Source organism: Thalassotalea atypica, assembly GCF_030295975.1.
GTDB classification, from domain to species: Bacteria; Pseudomonadota; Gammaproteobacteria; order Enterobacterales; family Alteromonadaceae; genus Thalassotalea_F; species Thalassotalea_F atypica.
Map to the genome: position 1 here is coordinate 818,767 of NZ_AP027364.1, position 15,713 is coordinate 834,479.

General features: G+C 39.9%; 13 protein-coding genes. 5 read left to right on the top strand and 8 right to left on the bottom strand.

All coding sequences use genetic code 11. From position 1 onward, the window contains the following. The first annotated feature begins 96 nt into the window (after positions 1-96). On the top strand, positions 97-1,638 hold the full coding sequence (lysS, locus tag QUE03_RS03815; RefSeq protein WP_286265274.1) for a lysine--tRNA ligase: 1,542 nt from the start codon (positions 97-99) through the stop codon (positions 1,636-1,638). A gap of 96 nt (positions 1,639-1,734) precedes the next feature. On the opposite strand, the gene QUE03_RS03820 is transcribed toward lysS, so the two are convergent. Beyond that, complete coding sequence (locus QUE03_RS03820) at positions 1,735-2,955, bottom strand: DUF3667 domain-containing protein (protein WP_286265276.1); 1,221 nt, start codon at positions 2,953-2,955, stop codon at positions 1,735-1,737. Positions 2,956-3,154: 199 nt separating this feature from the next. Here QUE03_RS03820 and QUE03_RS03825 point away from each other — a divergent pair, with 199 nt between their 5' ends. Next, complete coding sequence (locus QUE03_RS03825; protein ID WP_286265278.1) at positions 3,155-3,700, top strand: YkvA family protein; 546 nt, start codon at positions 3,155-3,157, stop codon at positions 3,698-3,700. Positions 3,701-3,764: 64 nt separating this feature from the next. On the opposite strand, the gene QUE03_RS03830 is transcribed toward QUE03_RS03825, so the two are convergent. The 6 genes from QUE03_RS03830 to tkt form a co-directional block, all read right to left on the bottom strand. After that, positions 3,765-4,547, bottom strand: a complete 783-nt coding sequence (locus QUE03_RS03830; protein ID WP_286265280.1) for a DUF481 domain-containing protein — start codon at positions 4,545-4,547, stop codon at positions 3,765-3,767. Next, a complete protein-coding gene (locus tag QUE03_RS03835; RefSeq protein WP_286265282.1) occupies positions 4,537-5,367 on the bottom strand; it encodes a mechanosensitive ion channel domain-containing protein in 831 nt (276 codons plus the stop codon). Before QUE03_RS03835 ends, QUE03_RS03830 begins: the two co-directional genes overlap by 11 nt. A 171-nt stretch (positions 5,368-5,538) precedes the next feature. Next, positions 5,539-6,603, bottom strand: coding sequence for a class II fructose-bisphosphate aldolase (gene fba / locus QUE03_RS03840; protein WP_286265283.1), 1,065 nt, complete (start codon positions 6,601-6,603; stop codon positions 5,539-5,541). A 344-nt stretch (positions 6,604-6,947) separates the two neighbouring features. Then, the gene (locus tag QUE03_RS03845; RefSeq protein WP_286265286.1) at positions 6,948-8,126 is read right to left on the bottom strand and encodes a phosphoglycerate kinase; all 1,179 of its coding nucleotides are present in this window, start codon (positions 8,124-8,126) and stop codon (positions 6,948-6,950) included. A 59-nt stretch (positions 8,127-8,185) separates the two neighbouring features. Beyond that, entirely contained in the window at positions 8,186-9,247 is a 1,062-nt protein-coding gene (gene epd / locus QUE03_RS03850; RefSeq protein WP_286265289.1) for an erythrose-4-phosphate dehydrogenase, read from the bottom strand. An 84-nt stretch (positions 9,248-9,331) separates the two neighbouring features. Then, positions 9,332-11,314 carry a transketolase gene (gene tkt / locus QUE03_RS03855; protein WP_286265292.1) on the bottom strand — a complete coding sequence of 661 codons (1,983 nt, stop codon included), beginning with the start codon at positions 11,312-11,314 and terminating at the stop codon, positions 9,332-9,334. Between the two features lie 305 nt (positions 11,315-11,619). On the opposite strand from tkt, the gene QUE03_RS03860 reads away from it, so the two are divergent. From QUE03_RS03860 to QUE03_RS03870, 3 genes are all read left to right on the top strand, one after another. Beyond that, positions 11,620-13,944 carry a CHASE domain-containing protein gene (locus QUE03_RS03860; RefSeq protein ID WP_286265296.1) on the top strand — a complete coding sequence of 775 codons (2,325 nt, stop codon included), beginning with the start codon at positions 11,620-11,622 and terminating at the stop codon, positions 13,942-13,944. A gap of 21 nt (positions 13,945-13,965) precedes the next feature. Next, positions 13,966-14,889, top strand: coding sequence for an NAD(P)-dependent oxidoreductase (locus tag QUE03_RS03865; RefSeq protein WP_286265298.1), 924 nt, complete (start codon positions 13,966-13,968; stop codon positions 14,887-14,889). A gap of 133 nt (positions 14,890-15,022) precedes the next feature. Continuing rightward, positions 15,023-15,157, top strand: a complete 135-nt coding sequence (locus QUE03_RS03870) for a hypothetical protein (protein ID WP_286265301.1) — start codon at positions 15,023-15,025, stop codon at positions 15,155-15,157. A gap of 69 nt (positions 15,158-15,226) precedes the next feature. Here QUE03_RS03870 and QUE03_RS03875 read toward each other — a convergent pair whose 3' ends face one another. Further along, complete coding sequence (locus tag QUE03_RS03875; RefSeq protein ID WP_286265303.1) at positions 15,227-15,487, bottom strand: hypothetical protein; 261 nt, start codon at positions 15,485-15,487, stop codon at positions 15,227-15,229. Between the last annotated feature and the right edge of the window lie 226 nt (positions 15,488-15,713).

A 15,713-nucleotide genomic window follows, 5' to 3' on the forward strand; every position in this document is an offset into this window, starting at 1 on the left:
CCTTGAATTGACCTAATAAACTTAGCCTCAATTCAATATTTAAATTAGCGTTCCTAGTTATAATAGGAATTAACAAAGCAAACATTGAGAAATCAAATGACTGATCAAGTGAATCAAGACGAAAACAAATTGATTGCCGAACGTCGCGGCAAATTAGCGCAAATTCGTGAAAACTGTCCGGCTAATGGCCACCCTAATAAGTTTGACCGAAAACACTATGCAGCTGATTTACAGGCTGCACACGGTGAGAAAGACAAAGAAACACTTGAAGCTGAGTCAGACATTTACAGTATTGCTGGACGTGTAATGGCCAAACGTGGTCCTTTCCTTGTGTTGCAAGACATGACAGGGCGCATTCAAGCGTATGCTCATAAAACCGTTCAAAAAGATATTAAAGAGCGTTGGGGCACGTTAGACATCGGCGATATTATCGGTGTGACAGGCACCATGCATAAGTCCGGCAAAGGTGATTTGTACGTCAACATGGACAAATATGAGCTGTTAACTAAGTCACTACGTCCATTACCAGAAAAGTTCCATGGCTTGTCAGACGTTGAAACAAAATATCGTCAGCGTTATGTTGACTTAATCATCAATGAAGACACACGTAATACCTTTAAAGTACGCTCAAAAATTGTCGATGGTATCCGTAAGTTTTTAACTGAACGTGACTTCATGGAAGTGGAAACGCCAATGTTGCAAACCATCCCTGGTGGCGCAACGGCAAAACCTTTTGAAACTTTCCACAACGCCTTAGACATTCAAATGTATATGCGTATTGCGCCAGAACTTTACTTAAAACGTTTGGTTGTAGGTGGTTTTGAAAAAGTATTTGAGATTAACCGTAACTTCCGTAATGAAGGGTTATCAACGCGTCATAATCCAGAGTTCACTATGATCGAATTCTATCAAGCTTATGCGGATTATAATGACCTGATGAACCTTACAGAAGATATGTTGCGTACCTTAGCGGAAGATGTGATGGGTACCTCTGTTATTCGTAACACAGTGAAAAACGCAGAAGGCGAAGTGGTTGAAGAAAAATTCTACGACTTCGGTCAGCCGTTCGCACGCTTATCTATGATTGATGCAATATTAAAATATGGCAACGATATTGATGAAAGTGTTTTGCGCAATCCTGAAGAAAATTTTGAAGCGTTGAAAGCTATTGCTAAGCAAGTTGGTGTTAAAGAAACTGATGCTTCAAAAGTCTGGGGACCAGGTAAGTACATCTGTGAAATATTCGAAGAAGTTGCGGAGCATTTACTTGATCAACCAACATTCATCACTGAATATCCATGGGAAGTCTCACCTCTAGCCCGTCGTAACGATGAAAACCCATTCATCACTGACCGTTTTGAATTCTTCGTAGGTGGTCGCGAGTTGGCTAATGGTTTCTCAGAGCTTAACGATGCTGAAGATCAAGCTGCTCGTTTCCAAAATCAAGTAGAAGGTAAAGATGCGGGAGACGATGAAGCGATGCATTTTGATGCCGACTACATTCAAGCTCTTGAATACGGTTTACCACCCACAGCGGGTGAAGGAATTGGTATTGACCGATTAGTGATGTTGTTCACTGACTCACCAACAATTAAAGACGTTATTTTGTTCCCACATATGCGCCCTTTAGCCGAATAACCTATAAAGGCATTCTAGAATAATCATAAGAAGCACCTTCGGGTGCTTTTTTATTAGCTTCGTTTCAGCCTTTCATGGTTTCAATGTCCAAGATGACTAAATATCCGTTAACCCCCAAATAAAGGCAATAATGCTGGTTATCGCGATCATATTGATATAAGCGAATGACACTACACAAAACTTGACCACAGTAAGTATATTGCCTTGTTTGTATACGCGCTTTTGCATAATAAATAGATATATTGGTATCCAGATGAATAATAGGACGCTCAACACATCTAGGCCTGATGAGAGCCACATGAAACTATCATTGCAATATTCCTGAACGATTGAAGTTAAATTAAGGAGCAGGAAGACTGAAAAAATGAAACTGTGGCTGTGAAGCGCAACGGTTAAATGTTCTAGATAAAGGCGATTAGAGAATAGGTAAAATATCTTTAAGATAAGGGCAAAGAAAGGTAAAAGTACAAACATCAATTGAGGCAGCTTACTCATAGATTGCTTCGCTAATGGCCGAGCATCTGTATTAATCGCGTTTTCAGCTTTTTGCTCTAACGCTTGTACTTTTTCATTTAAACGTTTATTTGCTTCGTCACTTAAAAAAGAAAACAGTAGTACGTTGGTTTTGGTATTGCCAATATTGACATTCACTTTGCCAAGATCGGAATCGGCACCCGCTTTAACTTCAATAAGCTTTTTAGCTAGCTCATCAAGTTCAGCTTGTCTCTTTTTAGAAAGCGGTTGTTCTATAGTTGCTCTCAACTCTATGTCTGCCATACGTTTAACAATATCTACAATACTACGCTCTGTACCGGGCGATAACTGTTCTTGATAGACATTGAAACGAGTGACCTGTTCGCGTGTTAATTGCTGTTGTTCAATGGGCAGGTTTTTTATTTCTTGTTCTAGACTGATAACGCGTTTGTTAATGGCATCGCTTGTTTGCTGAACACGTTGCTTGTGAACTAAAAATTGATCATCTGTAAAAGAGATAAATTTTAACGATATAAAAAAAATAACGCTAACAAACAAATATAACTTGATCGGTGGAACATAGAATACGCGACGTCCCAAAATATACTGATTGGTTAAAAATCCTGGGTTGATGAGTAGTGGTTTAACTGTGCGAGCTGCACGAGAGTCGAAGCTAAAGATGTCATCAAGAATATGAAGTATAACTGTCCAAAAATAGGTTAGTCTTGACTCAACCTCTTGTCCGCACCGACTACAAAATGGCCCTTCTGTTGGAGCAAAGCAGTTTTGGCAACTGACTGTTTGAGAGTCTTTATTATTACTCTCTTTAGTTTCTAAAGGCATAAGGCATCGTGAGCTAAAACAATTACTTAACATATTATCATTGTTCGATTTACAGACAAGTGTAAAAGGGTATTGCAATTTATATCGTCTGTTACAGGTAAAACAAATTAATTTGTATATCTTACGTGCTCAATCGCGAATGTTCTGTTAAATTTATAAAGTGGATTATTAGAACGAGCCAAATAATAGGAGAATTATAATGGCGTTTGAAGTTACTTTTGAGCTAAATGAATCGGATATAGAGCATTTTAGAACGGTGATGAGAGAAGCTCAGTCTGGGGCTAAAAAGATTAGTGAGACCGATATTTTAGCGAATGCAAAAAGCTTGAGCCAAGACGTCAAAGTTGACGTACCAGCCTTTGTTTCGACAAGACTTAAAAAGTTAGAAACCATGGTAGCAATGATTGAAGATAGCGAATGGGCAATTCCTGAGCCGGAGCGCACCGATGTATTAGGTGCATTGGCGTACTTCAGTGAGCCTGAAGATTTAGTACCTGATCATATTCCTGTGTTAGGTTTTTTAGATGATGCCATCATGATCGAGTTGGTCTCTGAAGATCTTAAAGACGATATCGAAGCCTATGAAGAGTTTTGCAGCTACCGTGAAAGAGAATCAGAGCGTGCAGGTGATAGCACAATAACACGTGAAGAATGGTTAGACTCAAAACGTAGAGAACTGCACAGCAGAATGAGAAATAGACGTACAACGCGAAGAAAGCGTAGTTCAGTTCGATCTATTTTCTAAATAAATCAAATGTATAAAAAAAGCACCTTTCGGTGCTTTTTTTATTAGCGAAAACAAAACGGAACTAGAAGCTATATACTAATGTTACAGCTGTTTGTGTATCTGTATTATCGTCACCATCTGCAACTTCAGTGTTGTGTTCAACAATAAAGCTAAACTTCATTTGTAAATCTTCAATCAGTTTTGTTGTTAACGACGATTCTGCTTTGTAGTTACTGTTCTTATCAGAGTCTACTGCGTACTTGGCTACTAACGATTGCTTAAACTGCACATGCTCATTGATGGCACGTTCATATAACGCCTGTGCTTGGACAATCGCAGCTGTTTCGGTATCACCAGTTTCTTTGATCACGTCACGTTTGTAACCAGGACCTATATCAGCAAATAATGATGAAACTTTATCTTTCATCCATTGCTTACCCCAACCCACTGAAACAGAACTTTGGTTGTCGAAGCTGCTAAACCGATCGTCTTGATATGATAAGTTCCCATACAAATAATTCTGTGGACTTTTGGTCAAAGTGTAGTTAGTTTGCGCGTCGATCGACCATTTTTGGTCGCTCGTTTCAAACTCATCTTTTACATCACCATTGGCATCTTCTACTTCTGTTTCAGTTTTCTTGTAAAGAAGATCGAAGTTGAGTAGGTTGCGCCATTGAAGATAGTTATGCTCTATATCAAAACCTGTTTTAATATCGCCACTTTTGGTGTTACCCGTTTTAAACAGAAAGCCAAGCTCAGCAGATGCTTTTATCTCGTGCTCGTCAGGTTTAGCTGTTTCTTCCGCCGACGCAATAGCACTCGCTGTCAACGCAATAATTGCAGCAGCAATTAAATTATTCTTCATTTTCTTCCTCTTTATTTACATGTACAGACATTTGCGGGTAAGGAATTTCAATACCTGCTTCGTCTAAAGCAACTTTAATATTTTCTAATAGGGCAAAGTATGTTGGCCAATAATCGCCAGACTTGACCCAAGGACGAACAACAATGTTCACGCTACAATCTGCTAATTCACTTACGCCTATGGTTACGCCGGGCTCTGGAAGTACACGATCGTCGGCTTCAACAACTTTTGATAGTATTTCTTTTGCTTGAGCTAGGTTCGCATCGTAACTGACGCCAATGACAAGGTCGATACGACGTGTAGGTTTGGTTGAATAGTTGGTAATAGTGCCGCCAGTAATACCGCCGTTTGGAATAATGACTGTTTTGTTATCACCCGTTCTAAGAATGGTTGAGAAAATTAGTACTTCCTCTACAACACCTGATACACCGGAAACCTCTACAAAGTCACCCGCTTTAAACGGACGAAACATAATAAGTAATACACCTGATGCGAAGTTTGATAAAGAGCCTTGTAATGCTAAACCAACAGCTAAACCCGCAGCACCTATAATGGTTACCAAAGATGTGGTATTAAACCCTAAGTGTCCAATTGCAACAATGATGGTTAGTGCGAAGGCTAAGCCATAAATGATACTTCCTACAAAAGATGAGACTGTGGTATCAACGCCTCTTTTGGCCATTAATTTTGTAATGGTCGTGCTCACCATTTTAGATAATGATTTACCCACGATAAAGATAATAATGGCAACAATGACTTTAATGCCGTAGCTAATCATCATATCTTGGTTATTTTGTAAAAAGGATGTGATTTGTTCCATGTGGTTCCCCATTTCTTTTTTATTGTCGCTAAGCCAATACTGCTGCTTAGCCTATTTGGTGCGATTATAGCCAAGATATTTCAGTAAACCTACGATTTAGGCACAAAATGTTAAAAAAATGACACAAAAAAAGGGCATAAGCCCTTTTTTATTTACAAATGGTGCTGCCGCTTATTTAACTAAAGCGTCTAACTCGCCGTTTTCATACTTAGAAAACATGTTATCTAATGAAATTGGTTTAATTTTACTGGCGTGGCCTGCAGTGCCAAATGCCTCGTAACGCGCTTTACAGATATCAGCCATAGCGTCAGTAGAAACCTTCAAGAATTTACGCGGGTCAAATTCGCTTGGATTGTTTGCCAAAAAGCGTCGAACAGCGCCAGTAGAAGCTAGACGAAGATCGGTATCGATATTTACTTTACGAACACCATTTTTGATCCCTTCTAAGATTTGTTCTACAGGTACACCGTATGTTTCTGGGATTTTGCCACCGAATTCATTAATAATAGCCAACCATTCTTGAGGAACAGAAGATGAGCCATGCATCACTAAATGAGTGTTCGGAATGCGCTCGTGAATAGCTTTAATGCGATCGATAGCTAAAATATCGCCTGTTGGTGGGCGAGTGAATTTATAGGCACCGTGTGAAGTTCCACAGGCTATTGCTAAAGCATCAACTTGTGTCTTTTTAACGAAGTCAGCGGCTTCTTCTGGATCAGTTAACATTTGATCCATGGTCAACTTACCTTCAGCGCCTACGCCGTCTTCTTCACCCGCTTCGCCTGTTTCTAAAGAGCCTAAACAACCAAGTTCACCTTCTACTGATACACCGCAGGCATGTGCCATTTCAACGGTACGGCGAGTCACATCAACATTGTACTCATACGATGAAGGTGTTTTGCCGTCAGACATTAAAGAGCCATCCATCATCACAGATGAAAAACCTAATTGAATAGAGCGCTGACATACACTGGGTGATGTACCGTGGTCTTGATGCATAACCACAGGGATGTGTGGGAATTCTTCAATAGCGGCCAAAATTAAATGGCGAAGGAATGGGGCACCTGCATATTTGCGCGCTCCTGCAGAGCCTTGCAATATTACAGGGCTATCCGTTGCATCCGCTGCGATCATGATCGCGCGTACTTGCTCTAAGTTATTCACATTAAATGCTGGAATGCCGTAACCATATTCTGCTGCATGATCAAGCATTTGACGCATTGAAATTAAAGCCATGTAATACTCCTAGTGTATTTGCTATTAACCGAAAAATTTTCATTTTTTATCTCGTTGAAATAAAAAATGAAAGCTTACCAAATAGGCGACAAGATTATAGCAAGGAACCAGTGCAATTATCACTAAAATGTCGCAACAAACGAATAAAAATCAAAACCCTAACACTCGCTAAAATTTTGTTCGAGAATTACTAAAATCGCCGTAATATTTGAGCTTATTTTATCTTTTTAGTGTTATTTTGATGAAAAATTACATCCTTTTATAAAAATAGCACATAGGCTATACGCGTATAAAAAAGCCAAGAACATATGTCTTGGCTTTAAAACTTTTCTACTAGTATTAATTTAGCTTTTTGCTCGCTCTTCTAAAATAGCGACGGCAGGTAGCTTTTTGCCTTCAAGAAACTCCAAGAATGCGCCGCCACCGGTTGAAATGTATGAGACTTTATCGGCAATATCATATTTATCAACTGCGGCTAAAGTGTCTCCGCCACCGGCGATTGAAAATGCTGAACTTTCCGCGATTGCATGAGCAATAGCTTTAGTGCCTTCACCAAATTGGTCGAATTCAAAGACGCCTACAGGGCCGTTCCAAACAATCGTTCCAGCGTTTTTCAAAATATCTGCCAGTGCTTTGGCTGATTCTGGACCAATATCAAATATCATATCATCGCTTTCGACGTCATTTGCCGCCTTTAACGTCGCTTGAGCCGTTTCTGAGAATTCTTTCCCTACAACTACATCACTTGGTACTGGAATATCACCATTATTGGCTTGTGCATTTGCGGTTAAACGATTGGCTTCGTCAATTAGGTCTGCTTCATAAAGTGATTTACCTACATTATGTCCATTTGCTGCGATAAAGGTGTTGGCAATGCCGCCGCCAACAACAAGTTGGTCGACAATACCTGCTAAAGACTCTAATACCGTTAATTTAGTTGATACTTTTGACCCACCAACAATGGCAACTAAAGGTCTTGCTGGATTATCAAGTGCTTTACCTAGTGCCTCTAATTCACCCGCAAGCAAAGGACCTGCACAAGCCGTTGGTGCAAATTTAGCTACGCCGTGAGTACTTGCCTGTGCGCGATGGGCTGTACCGAATGCGTCCATAACGTAAACATCACAAAGAGCCGCCATTTTTTGCGCGAGCTCATCGTTATTTTTCTTTTCGCCAACATTAAAGCGTACGTTTTCTAAAACAACCAATTCGCCGGTACCGACTTCAACACCATCGAGATAATTTGTCACCAAACGCACAGGGTAGTTAAGTGCTGCAGCTAAGTAGTCAACAACAGGCTGAAGTGAGAATTCGTTATTGAATTCGCCTTCAGTTGGGCGACCAAGGTGTGACATAACCATCACTTTAGCACCCGCTTCTAATGCAAGTTTTAAGGTTGGTAGTGCGGCGCGTAAACGTGCATCTGAAGTGATTTTCCCGTCTTTGATAGGTACGTTTAAATCTTCGCGAATAAGTACGCGTTTTTCATTGAGTGATAAGTCACTCATTTTAATTACTGACATTTTAGCTCCTCGTTATCGTTTGAGATTGCTTATTTAATTTAGAATCGTGGAATTAATCTTTATTTGTTTACGTTTGCCATCGCTAATGCAGTATCCAGCATTCGGTTTGCAAATCCCCATTCGTTATCACACCAAATCAGTAATTTCACCAATCGTTTGTGACTCACGCGGGTTTGGTTACCGTCAACGATGCATGAATGCGGATCATGGTTAAAGTCGACAGACACCAATGGTTCTTCGGTATAGCCTAAGATACCTGCAAGGCCATTTTTCTGACCTTCAATAATGGCGTTGTTTATATCATCGATTGATACATCTGAATTGAGCGTCAAACTTAAATCCATGGCAGTCACGTTGATAGTTGGTACGCGCACGGCAATCGCTTCAAAACGGCCAGAGAACTTTGGCAAAATGCGCTCAATGCCTTTGGCTAGTTTAGTATCTACGGGAATAATGGATTGACTAGCTGCTCTGGTTCTGCGCAAATCAGGGTGATATGCATCGATAACTTGTTGATCGTGCATGGACGAATGAATCGTGGTTATCGTGCCACTTTCAACACCAAAGGCATCATCAATGACTTTAATGACAGGTACAATACAGTTTGTGGTGCAAGAGCCATTAGAGACCACCGTATCACTGGCTGTTAATGAGTTATGGTTGATACCATAAATTATAGTGGCGTCGACATCGTGCGCCGCAGGGTGTGAGTACAGTACTTTCTTTGCTCCCTGAGCAATGTGTTGTTCACCATCTGCGTGACTAGAAAACTTTCCTGTGCAGTCCAAAACAATATCAACTTCGTTGGCTTGCCATGGCATCTTTGACAAATTTTTGTAGTGACTTAGGTTTATTTCGTCGCCAGCAATAATTAATTGTTCACCTTGATGTTCTACTGCAAACGGAAATCGACCATGGGTTGTGTCATATTTTAATAGATGCGCAATGCCTTTAGGATCAGCAAGCTCATTGATAGCAACTAATTCGAACTCAGATTGTCGCCCGTTTTCATATAACGCTCTGGCGATGCTGCGACCAATACGGCCAAAGCCATTGATAGCAATTCGCACAGGTAGCGGATTGTTCGAAGTAGAAGATGATGACGTAGAATTTAAGCGCATGTTGTTATGAACATAGTTAACAAAGAAATTAAAACAATAGAGAAATAAAAGCGCCGACTAGCGGCGCTTAATTGGTAATAGCAATTATAAGCTATTAACTGTCTCGACGACATTGTCGACTGTGAAGCCAAAGTGCTTCATCAAATCGCCACCAGGTGCTGACTCACCAAAGGTTGTCATACCGACAACTTTGCCACCAAAGCCCACATATTTGTACCAAAAATCAGTATGAGCCGCCTCAACAGCAACGCGTTTTGTTACTGTGCTTGGCAACACAGACTCTTTATATGCAGCATCTTGTGCATCAAAAATATTCGTTGATGGCATTGAAACTACACGTACGTTATCGCCTAACGCATCTGCAGCATTTAATGCTAATGACACTTCTGAGCCGGTCGCAATTAAAATAACTTCTGGTGTACCGACGCTATCTTTAAGTACGTAACCACCTTTTGCAATATTTGCTACTTGCTCATTTGAACGGCCAAGTGCAGGTAAACCTTGGCGAGAGAAAATAAGTGATGTTGGCGCATTTTGACGCTCTACTGCATTTTTCCATGCTACAGCTGATTCAGTTGCATCAGCTGGGCGCCATGTCACCATGTTCGGTGTGGTACGTAAGTTTGTTAGTTGTTCAATTGGTTGATGCGTTGGACCATCTTCTCCTTGACCAATTGAGTCATGGGTATAAACGAAAATGTTTTGAATGCCCATTAGTGCAGACATACGAACCGCATTACGTGCGTATTCCATGAACATCATAAAAGTTGCGCCGTAGTTAATAAAACCACCGTGTAAAGAAATACCGTTCATGATACCGCTCATACCAAATTCACGAACACCGTAGAAAATGTAGTTACCAGCAGCGTCGTCTTGAATACCTTTAGAGCCCGACCAAAGTGTTAAGTTTGAACCTGCAAGGTCAGCAGAGCCACCTAATAATTCGGGTAATACTTTACCGAAGGTTTCGATAGTATTTTGCGACGCCTTACGCGAAGCAACGTTTTCTGATTTTTCTTGGCACTCTAAAATGTAAGCGTTAGCTTTTGCTTCAAAATCAGCTGGTAAATCGCCTTTAATTACACGACGCTCATATTCAGCAGCAAGGGTAGGGTGTGCAGCTTGGTATGCGGCAAATTTTTCATTCCAACTTGATTGGCTTTGACCACCTTTTTCAGTTTGATTCCAGGCATCAGCAACGTTACTTGGAATTTCAAATGGCGCATGTGGCCAGTTTAAAAATTCACGTGCTGCAGCAATCTCATCATCACCTAATGGTGCGCCGTGACAGTCATGGCTACCTGATTTATTTGGTGAACCAAAACCAATGATAGTTTTACAACAAATCATTGTTGGTTTGTCAGTGACTGATTTCGCTTCTTCAATTGCCGAAGCAACAGCGACTGAGTCATGACCATCAACACCGGCAATAACATGCCAGCCATAGGAAGCAAAGCGTGCTGGAATGTCTTCAGTGAACCAACCGTCTACTTCACCGTCAATAGAAATGCCATTGTCATCCCAAAAGGCGATCAACTTACCTAGACCTAGCGTACCGGCTAATGAACAAGCTTCGTGTGAAATACCTTCCATTAAACAACCGTCACCTAGGAAACAGTAGGTGTTGTGGTCAACAATATCATGACCTTCACGGTTAAATTGTGCGGCTAAAGTCTTCTCGGCGATTGCCATACCAACGGCATTTGAAATACCTGCGCCTAATGGGCCCGTTGTTGTTTCAACACCTGGCGTGTAACCGTATTCAGGGTGGCCCGGTGTTTTTGAGTGTAGTTGACGGAAGTTTTCTAACTCTGACATTGGTAAGTCGTAACCGGTCAAATGAAGAAGTGAATAAATCAACATTGAGCCATGGCCGTTTGACAAAACAAAGCGGTCACGATCAGACCATTTAGGATCCGCCGGATTATGCTTTAAATAGTCACGCCAGAGTACTTCTGCGATATCAGCCATACCCATAGGGGCACCGGGATGTCCCGATTTTGCTTTTTGAACGGCGTCCATGCTTAAAGCACGGATTGCATTGGCCAGTTGTTGACGCGACGGCATAATTGCTCCTGATAAATTTAACTAGAATTGAATAAGCGAAATATTGCGCTATTCTCGCTCAGTGCTAAGCGTACTGCAAATTATATTGTAAGTTTTAGAGTTATTTTTCTAAAACAGTTGAAAAGTGTTATAAGGCTATATAATCAAGTGAGGAAAACGAGCTCAAAACGCCACTGAGCCACTCTTTTGTAAAATAAGATAATCAGATTTTTTGAGCAAAAATTTCGATATCATTCTCTGAAAAGAGAATTTCATGGTATAACCATGAAAAGGAAAAGAAAAACTCATTTACTCTAGGGAATTAGATGATTGAACATATCAAGAAAATTAGCTTAGTTAGTCTCCTTGTTTTTGTAATAGCTACGATCGTCTCGATTTGTTTTAAACCTTTTTCTGTCCTCAATTACATTGGCCCTATGGCAGGGGTTTCTACAGCCCTAATTCTCTTTTGGGGCAGTCGTTCAATATTTCTTGTGTTGGCCGTGATATCAACTATTTTACTGGCCTCAAGCTATTTCTTGGATTTGGATGTAACGCTTTCACTTATTTTAATTGCCTTACTGAGCATTACACTACAAAGCTTGTGGATTGTGCAGCTGACCTCTGGTGAAATAGAGTTAGAACGTTGGCTTTCCAAACGTTCAGACTTAATGTCTTTTATGATCAAAATCGGGCCTGTGGGTTCTTTGGTTTCAGCCGCTGGCGTATCGATATTATCGGTGATGGACAACCAAACATTTGACTCTGGATTACTCTTTATTTTTATGAGTCATTGGTCATTGTCGATGTTGTTTTCTGTGTTTACTATCACATTAATTCTTTTTTATAACAGCAATACCATGATCAGTCAGACGAAAAAAAAGCAAATCATGGTAGCGTCAATACTGGGTTTTATCGCACTTTGCCTTCTATTTAAAGTGACGCAAAAAGACTATCAACATCAGCGCGCAGATACATTTCATATTTCTGAAAGAGAAATCACCGCGCAAATTCAAAAGCGTATCGACATGGTGGAGGAGCAATTACATTCACTTGGCGCATTTTTCAATGCAAGTGAAAATGTTGATGCTACTGAATTTAACACCTTCAGTAGGCTTATTTTTCGTGATACAACACAAGTAAAAATTTTTGGTTGGTTGCCTGTTATTGCACGTGAAGATCAAGCACAGTTTGAAAAGCAACTCAATGACATGTTTCCTGCATTAGATTTGAGTATTCGGCCATTCGATGCACAAATGAGTACATTAAAGAATGAATCGTATAACGCTCCCCTTCAATACGTCTACCCAACAGCGTTGTCAGAGTATTATTTAGCGGTAGATTTTCTTAGCCACCAAGAATTTAATAAAGCCATGTTAAAAGCAAATCAGCTTGGAACATCTGTTGCGACACTGCCAATAAATTCAAACCTTAATGGACTTGAAGGTAATAATATTTATGTTTTTTCTTCCCTTTTGATTTCATCAACAGATGTTGGCTCTGCACAAGAGGCTAAATATGCAGCGGGGTATTTAGTCGCCGTGGTTGATGCATTTGAATTATTTAACCCGAAGAGCATCAGTATTGAACACAGCAAGAAAGTGTCACTATTTATTGAAGACGTTTCTAATACACAACCATTGGCTTTGTATGGTAATGAATTAAATGACCAAAATAGATTAATTCATGCAAGCGAAATGGATGCCTTTAGTCGTCAATGGCGAATTACCATTGGAGAAACAGAGCCATCAATGTTACAACCACGCAGCTGGATAAACTGGGGCGTCTTGGTGGGGGGCACATTGGGAGGTTTGTTATACCAATTTCTTATTTTGCTAATGACGGCATATTCGAGTGAACTAAGACAGCAAATTAGATTGAAAACGCGAGAACTTATACTCGAGAAGGAAAGCTCAGAACATGTCAGTCAGACAAAAAGTAAATTTCTAAAAATGTTAAGTAATGAGTTGAGAGTGCCTATTAAAGGTATTGTTGGCTATTCCGAAATGTTAGTTAATAGTAAAACAGACGATGAGCGACAAGACATTATTGGCAACATTAATTTGGTATCAGATCAGCTAAATCAATTTGTTCGCACCATCAAAGACATGTCGGAATTAGAAACAGGGCTATTGTCTGTGAAAAAATCATCATTTGATTTGCATGAATTTATCAAACGTATTGAAAATATGTCGAACGTGAGTGAGCAGCAAATTGTGAAAACAGTGACATTTGTTGTTCATAAAGATGTTCCACAGATGATAGACGGTGATGAATTACGTATTCAACAAGTTTTTAATGCCATACTTCAAAATGGTGCGTTGATATTTAACTGCGATGCTTTGCGAATAACCGTTAAAGCACACATGCATAAACACAGCAGCGTCACAATATTTTTGGTCGTGACACCGAGTGATGAGGGAAGCTCTGGCCACAACGTTTCGACGGAAATTTTAGAAGAAGAATTTACCCAATTGAACACCTCGATGACGCTCGCACAAGAGATTTGTCACCAGCTGGGCGGTGATATTAAATTGTCCCCCATTTCAGGGCTCAACTATATGATCAGTGCATCCTTTAAAGCCGATATTAGTCGAAAGGGTGAAAAGTATTTTGACGGTGAATCTTTGGATAAGTACCAACAAGTTTAATCAATGAAAGTGTAAAAAACGATGACGATAGGACTGTTGATTACAGATCGTAGTTTAGACGAACTTGTTCAAGGCATAAAAAATGAACTTCCAGAAGTTGATGTAGCGGTTTGGCCTGACACAAAACAGTTGGCTAAAGCAACGTTTGTTGTTGCTTGGCGTCAGCCAGAGGATATTTGGCAGCAATTACCACATGTTGAAGTCGTATGTTCATTAGGGGCAGGGGTTGATGGGTTGATTAATGACGTTAACCTACCGAAATCAGCATCGCTGATCCGCATCGTGGACAAGAATTTATCTGGCCAAATGGCTGACTTTGTGCAATCCATTCTCCTAATGAAAAATATTCGCCTTGATAAATACATTAACCAGCAACATCAATCCAAATGGCAACCGCAAGAAAGGCATGACTATAAAAATGTGGCCATTTTAGGTGTTGGTCAAATAGGGCAGGCTGTTGGCCAAAAACTACATGATAATGGGTTTAACGTTACCGGCTGGAATCGAAACAGCAAACCTGAGCTCAGTTTTAACGTTAGAACCGGTATGAAAGCGTTGCCCGATGTTTTAGCTGGTGCAGATTTTATCGTTTCAATCTTACCTGCTACAAATGCCACTCAGCATTTGATCAACAAGCAATTATTCAAATGCATGGCGAGTCATGCCTGCTTTATTAATGTTGGGCGAGGCAGCACTGTCAATGAAGATGATTTGCTGTTGGCATTGGATAATCATGAAATCGCCAGCGCTGTATTGGATGTTGTTCAGCTAGAACCTTTGCCAACACACAGTCCTTTGTGGTCGCATCCACAAGTAATACTTACACCACATATCGCTGCTATTACAGACCAGAAACAAGTTGTTCGCCAGATTGTTGATAACTATTTGGCGCACAATAACCAACAACCATTAAGCAATACGATTGATCGAAAATTGGGGTATTAGTAGCTAAAACGGCAAAAACTGCAATTAAATGAAGAAATTCCACGGAAAAGATTGAATTATGTGATTGAATGAATTAAATTTTTCTGCGTTGTTTAAGAATAATAAAGAACAAACAACAAGCAGGATAACAAAAATGAATAAATCATCTTCAAAGGGATTTAAACTCACGACTGTTTTTTTTGCTGTTGCAGTGTTAGCGGTATCTGCAATGCTCTCAAATAATACTGTTGCTGGTGATACGGAAATACAAGTTGAAGAATCAAAGTAAATTTGATTAGTTAAAATAAAGCCTCGTGATTAAACGAGGCTTTTTTTTTGCGCGAGCATTATGGTTGATTCAATCTAAACATTGTGTTGAATTAGATTGCTCATCCTCTTCCTCTTCAGTACGTTTTAATAAGTACACGAAATTAATTACCACGATGATGATATTAGACACTATGCCTTGTGGCACTTCGATATGTGAATAATATACCGTCATGAGAACACAACCTATTAACGTTGCTATGCGAAGCAATTGTATGTCTTTGATAAAAAATGCGCCTATACAGAAAGCCAGTCCTATCCAGCTCATGGCATCAAAGAAAACTTCGTTCATCAGGTTTGTATACTCCTATAAATATTAAATGGTAATGAAAAAAGAGACGCTATTATCATGATCTCATCGGGGTTTCACAAACAAATAATATTGCAGATGATTCATTAGAAAAACTAATGCGAATAACGTTCCTTACGTAAACGTAAACTTAGATTTATGGTGATTAGGGCTGTTTTATAGTGTTAAACCCTAATAACAAAGAAAAACTTTTATTAAACCTATAAAT

Excerpts from the sequence above, each read along its gene's own strand:
- lysS (WP_286265274.1), top strand. The coding sequence starts at position 97 with ATGACTGATCAAGTGAATCAAGACGAAAACAAATTGATTGCCGAACGT.
- QUE03_RS03820 (WP_286265276.1), bottom strand. The coding sequence starts at position 2,955 with ATGCCTTTAGAAACTAAAGAGAGTAATAATAAAGACTCTCAAACAGTC.
- QUE03_RS03825 (WP_286265278.1), top strand. The coding sequence starts at position 3,155 with ATGGCGTTTGAAGTTACTTTTGAGCTAAATGAATCGGATATAGAGCAT.
- QUE03_RS03830 (WP_286265280.1), bottom strand. The coding sequence starts at position 4,547 with ATGAAGAATAATTTAATTGCTGCTGCAATTATTGCGTTGACAGCGAGT.
- QUE03_RS03835 (WP_286265282.1), bottom strand. The coding sequence starts at position 5,367 with ATGGAACAAATCACATCCTTTTTACAAAATAACCAAGATATGATGATT.
- fba (WP_286265283.1), bottom strand. The coding sequence starts at position 6,603 with ATGGCTTTAATTTCAATGCGTCAAATGCTTGATCATGCAGCAGAATAT.
- QUE03_RS03845 (WP_286265286.1), bottom strand. The coding sequence starts at position 8,126 with ATGTCAGTAATTAAAATGAGTGACTTATCACTCAATGAAAAACGCGTA.
- epd (WP_286265289.1), bottom strand. The coding sequence starts at position 9,247 with ATGCGCTTAAATTCTACGTCATCATCTTCTACTTCGAACAATCCGCTA.
- tkt (WP_286265292.1), bottom strand. The coding sequence starts at position 11,314 with ATGCCGTCGCGTCAACAACTGGCCAATGCAATCCGTGCTTTAAGCATG.
- QUE03_RS03860 (WP_286265296.1), top strand. The coding sequence starts at position 11,620 with ATGATTGAACATATCAAGAAAATTAGCTTAGTTAGTCTCCTTGTTTTT.
- QUE03_RS03865 (WP_286265298.1), top strand. The coding sequence starts at position 13,966 with ATGACGATAGGACTGTTGATTACAGATCGTAGTTTAGACGAACTTGTT.
- QUE03_RS03870 (WP_286265301.1), top strand. The coding sequence starts at position 15,023 with ATGAATAAATCATCTTCAAAGGGATTTAAACTCACGACTGTTTTTTTT.
- QUE03_RS03875 (WP_286265303.1), bottom strand. The coding sequence starts at position 15,487 with ATGAACGAAGTTTTCTTTGATGCCATGAGCTGGATAGGACTGGCTTTC.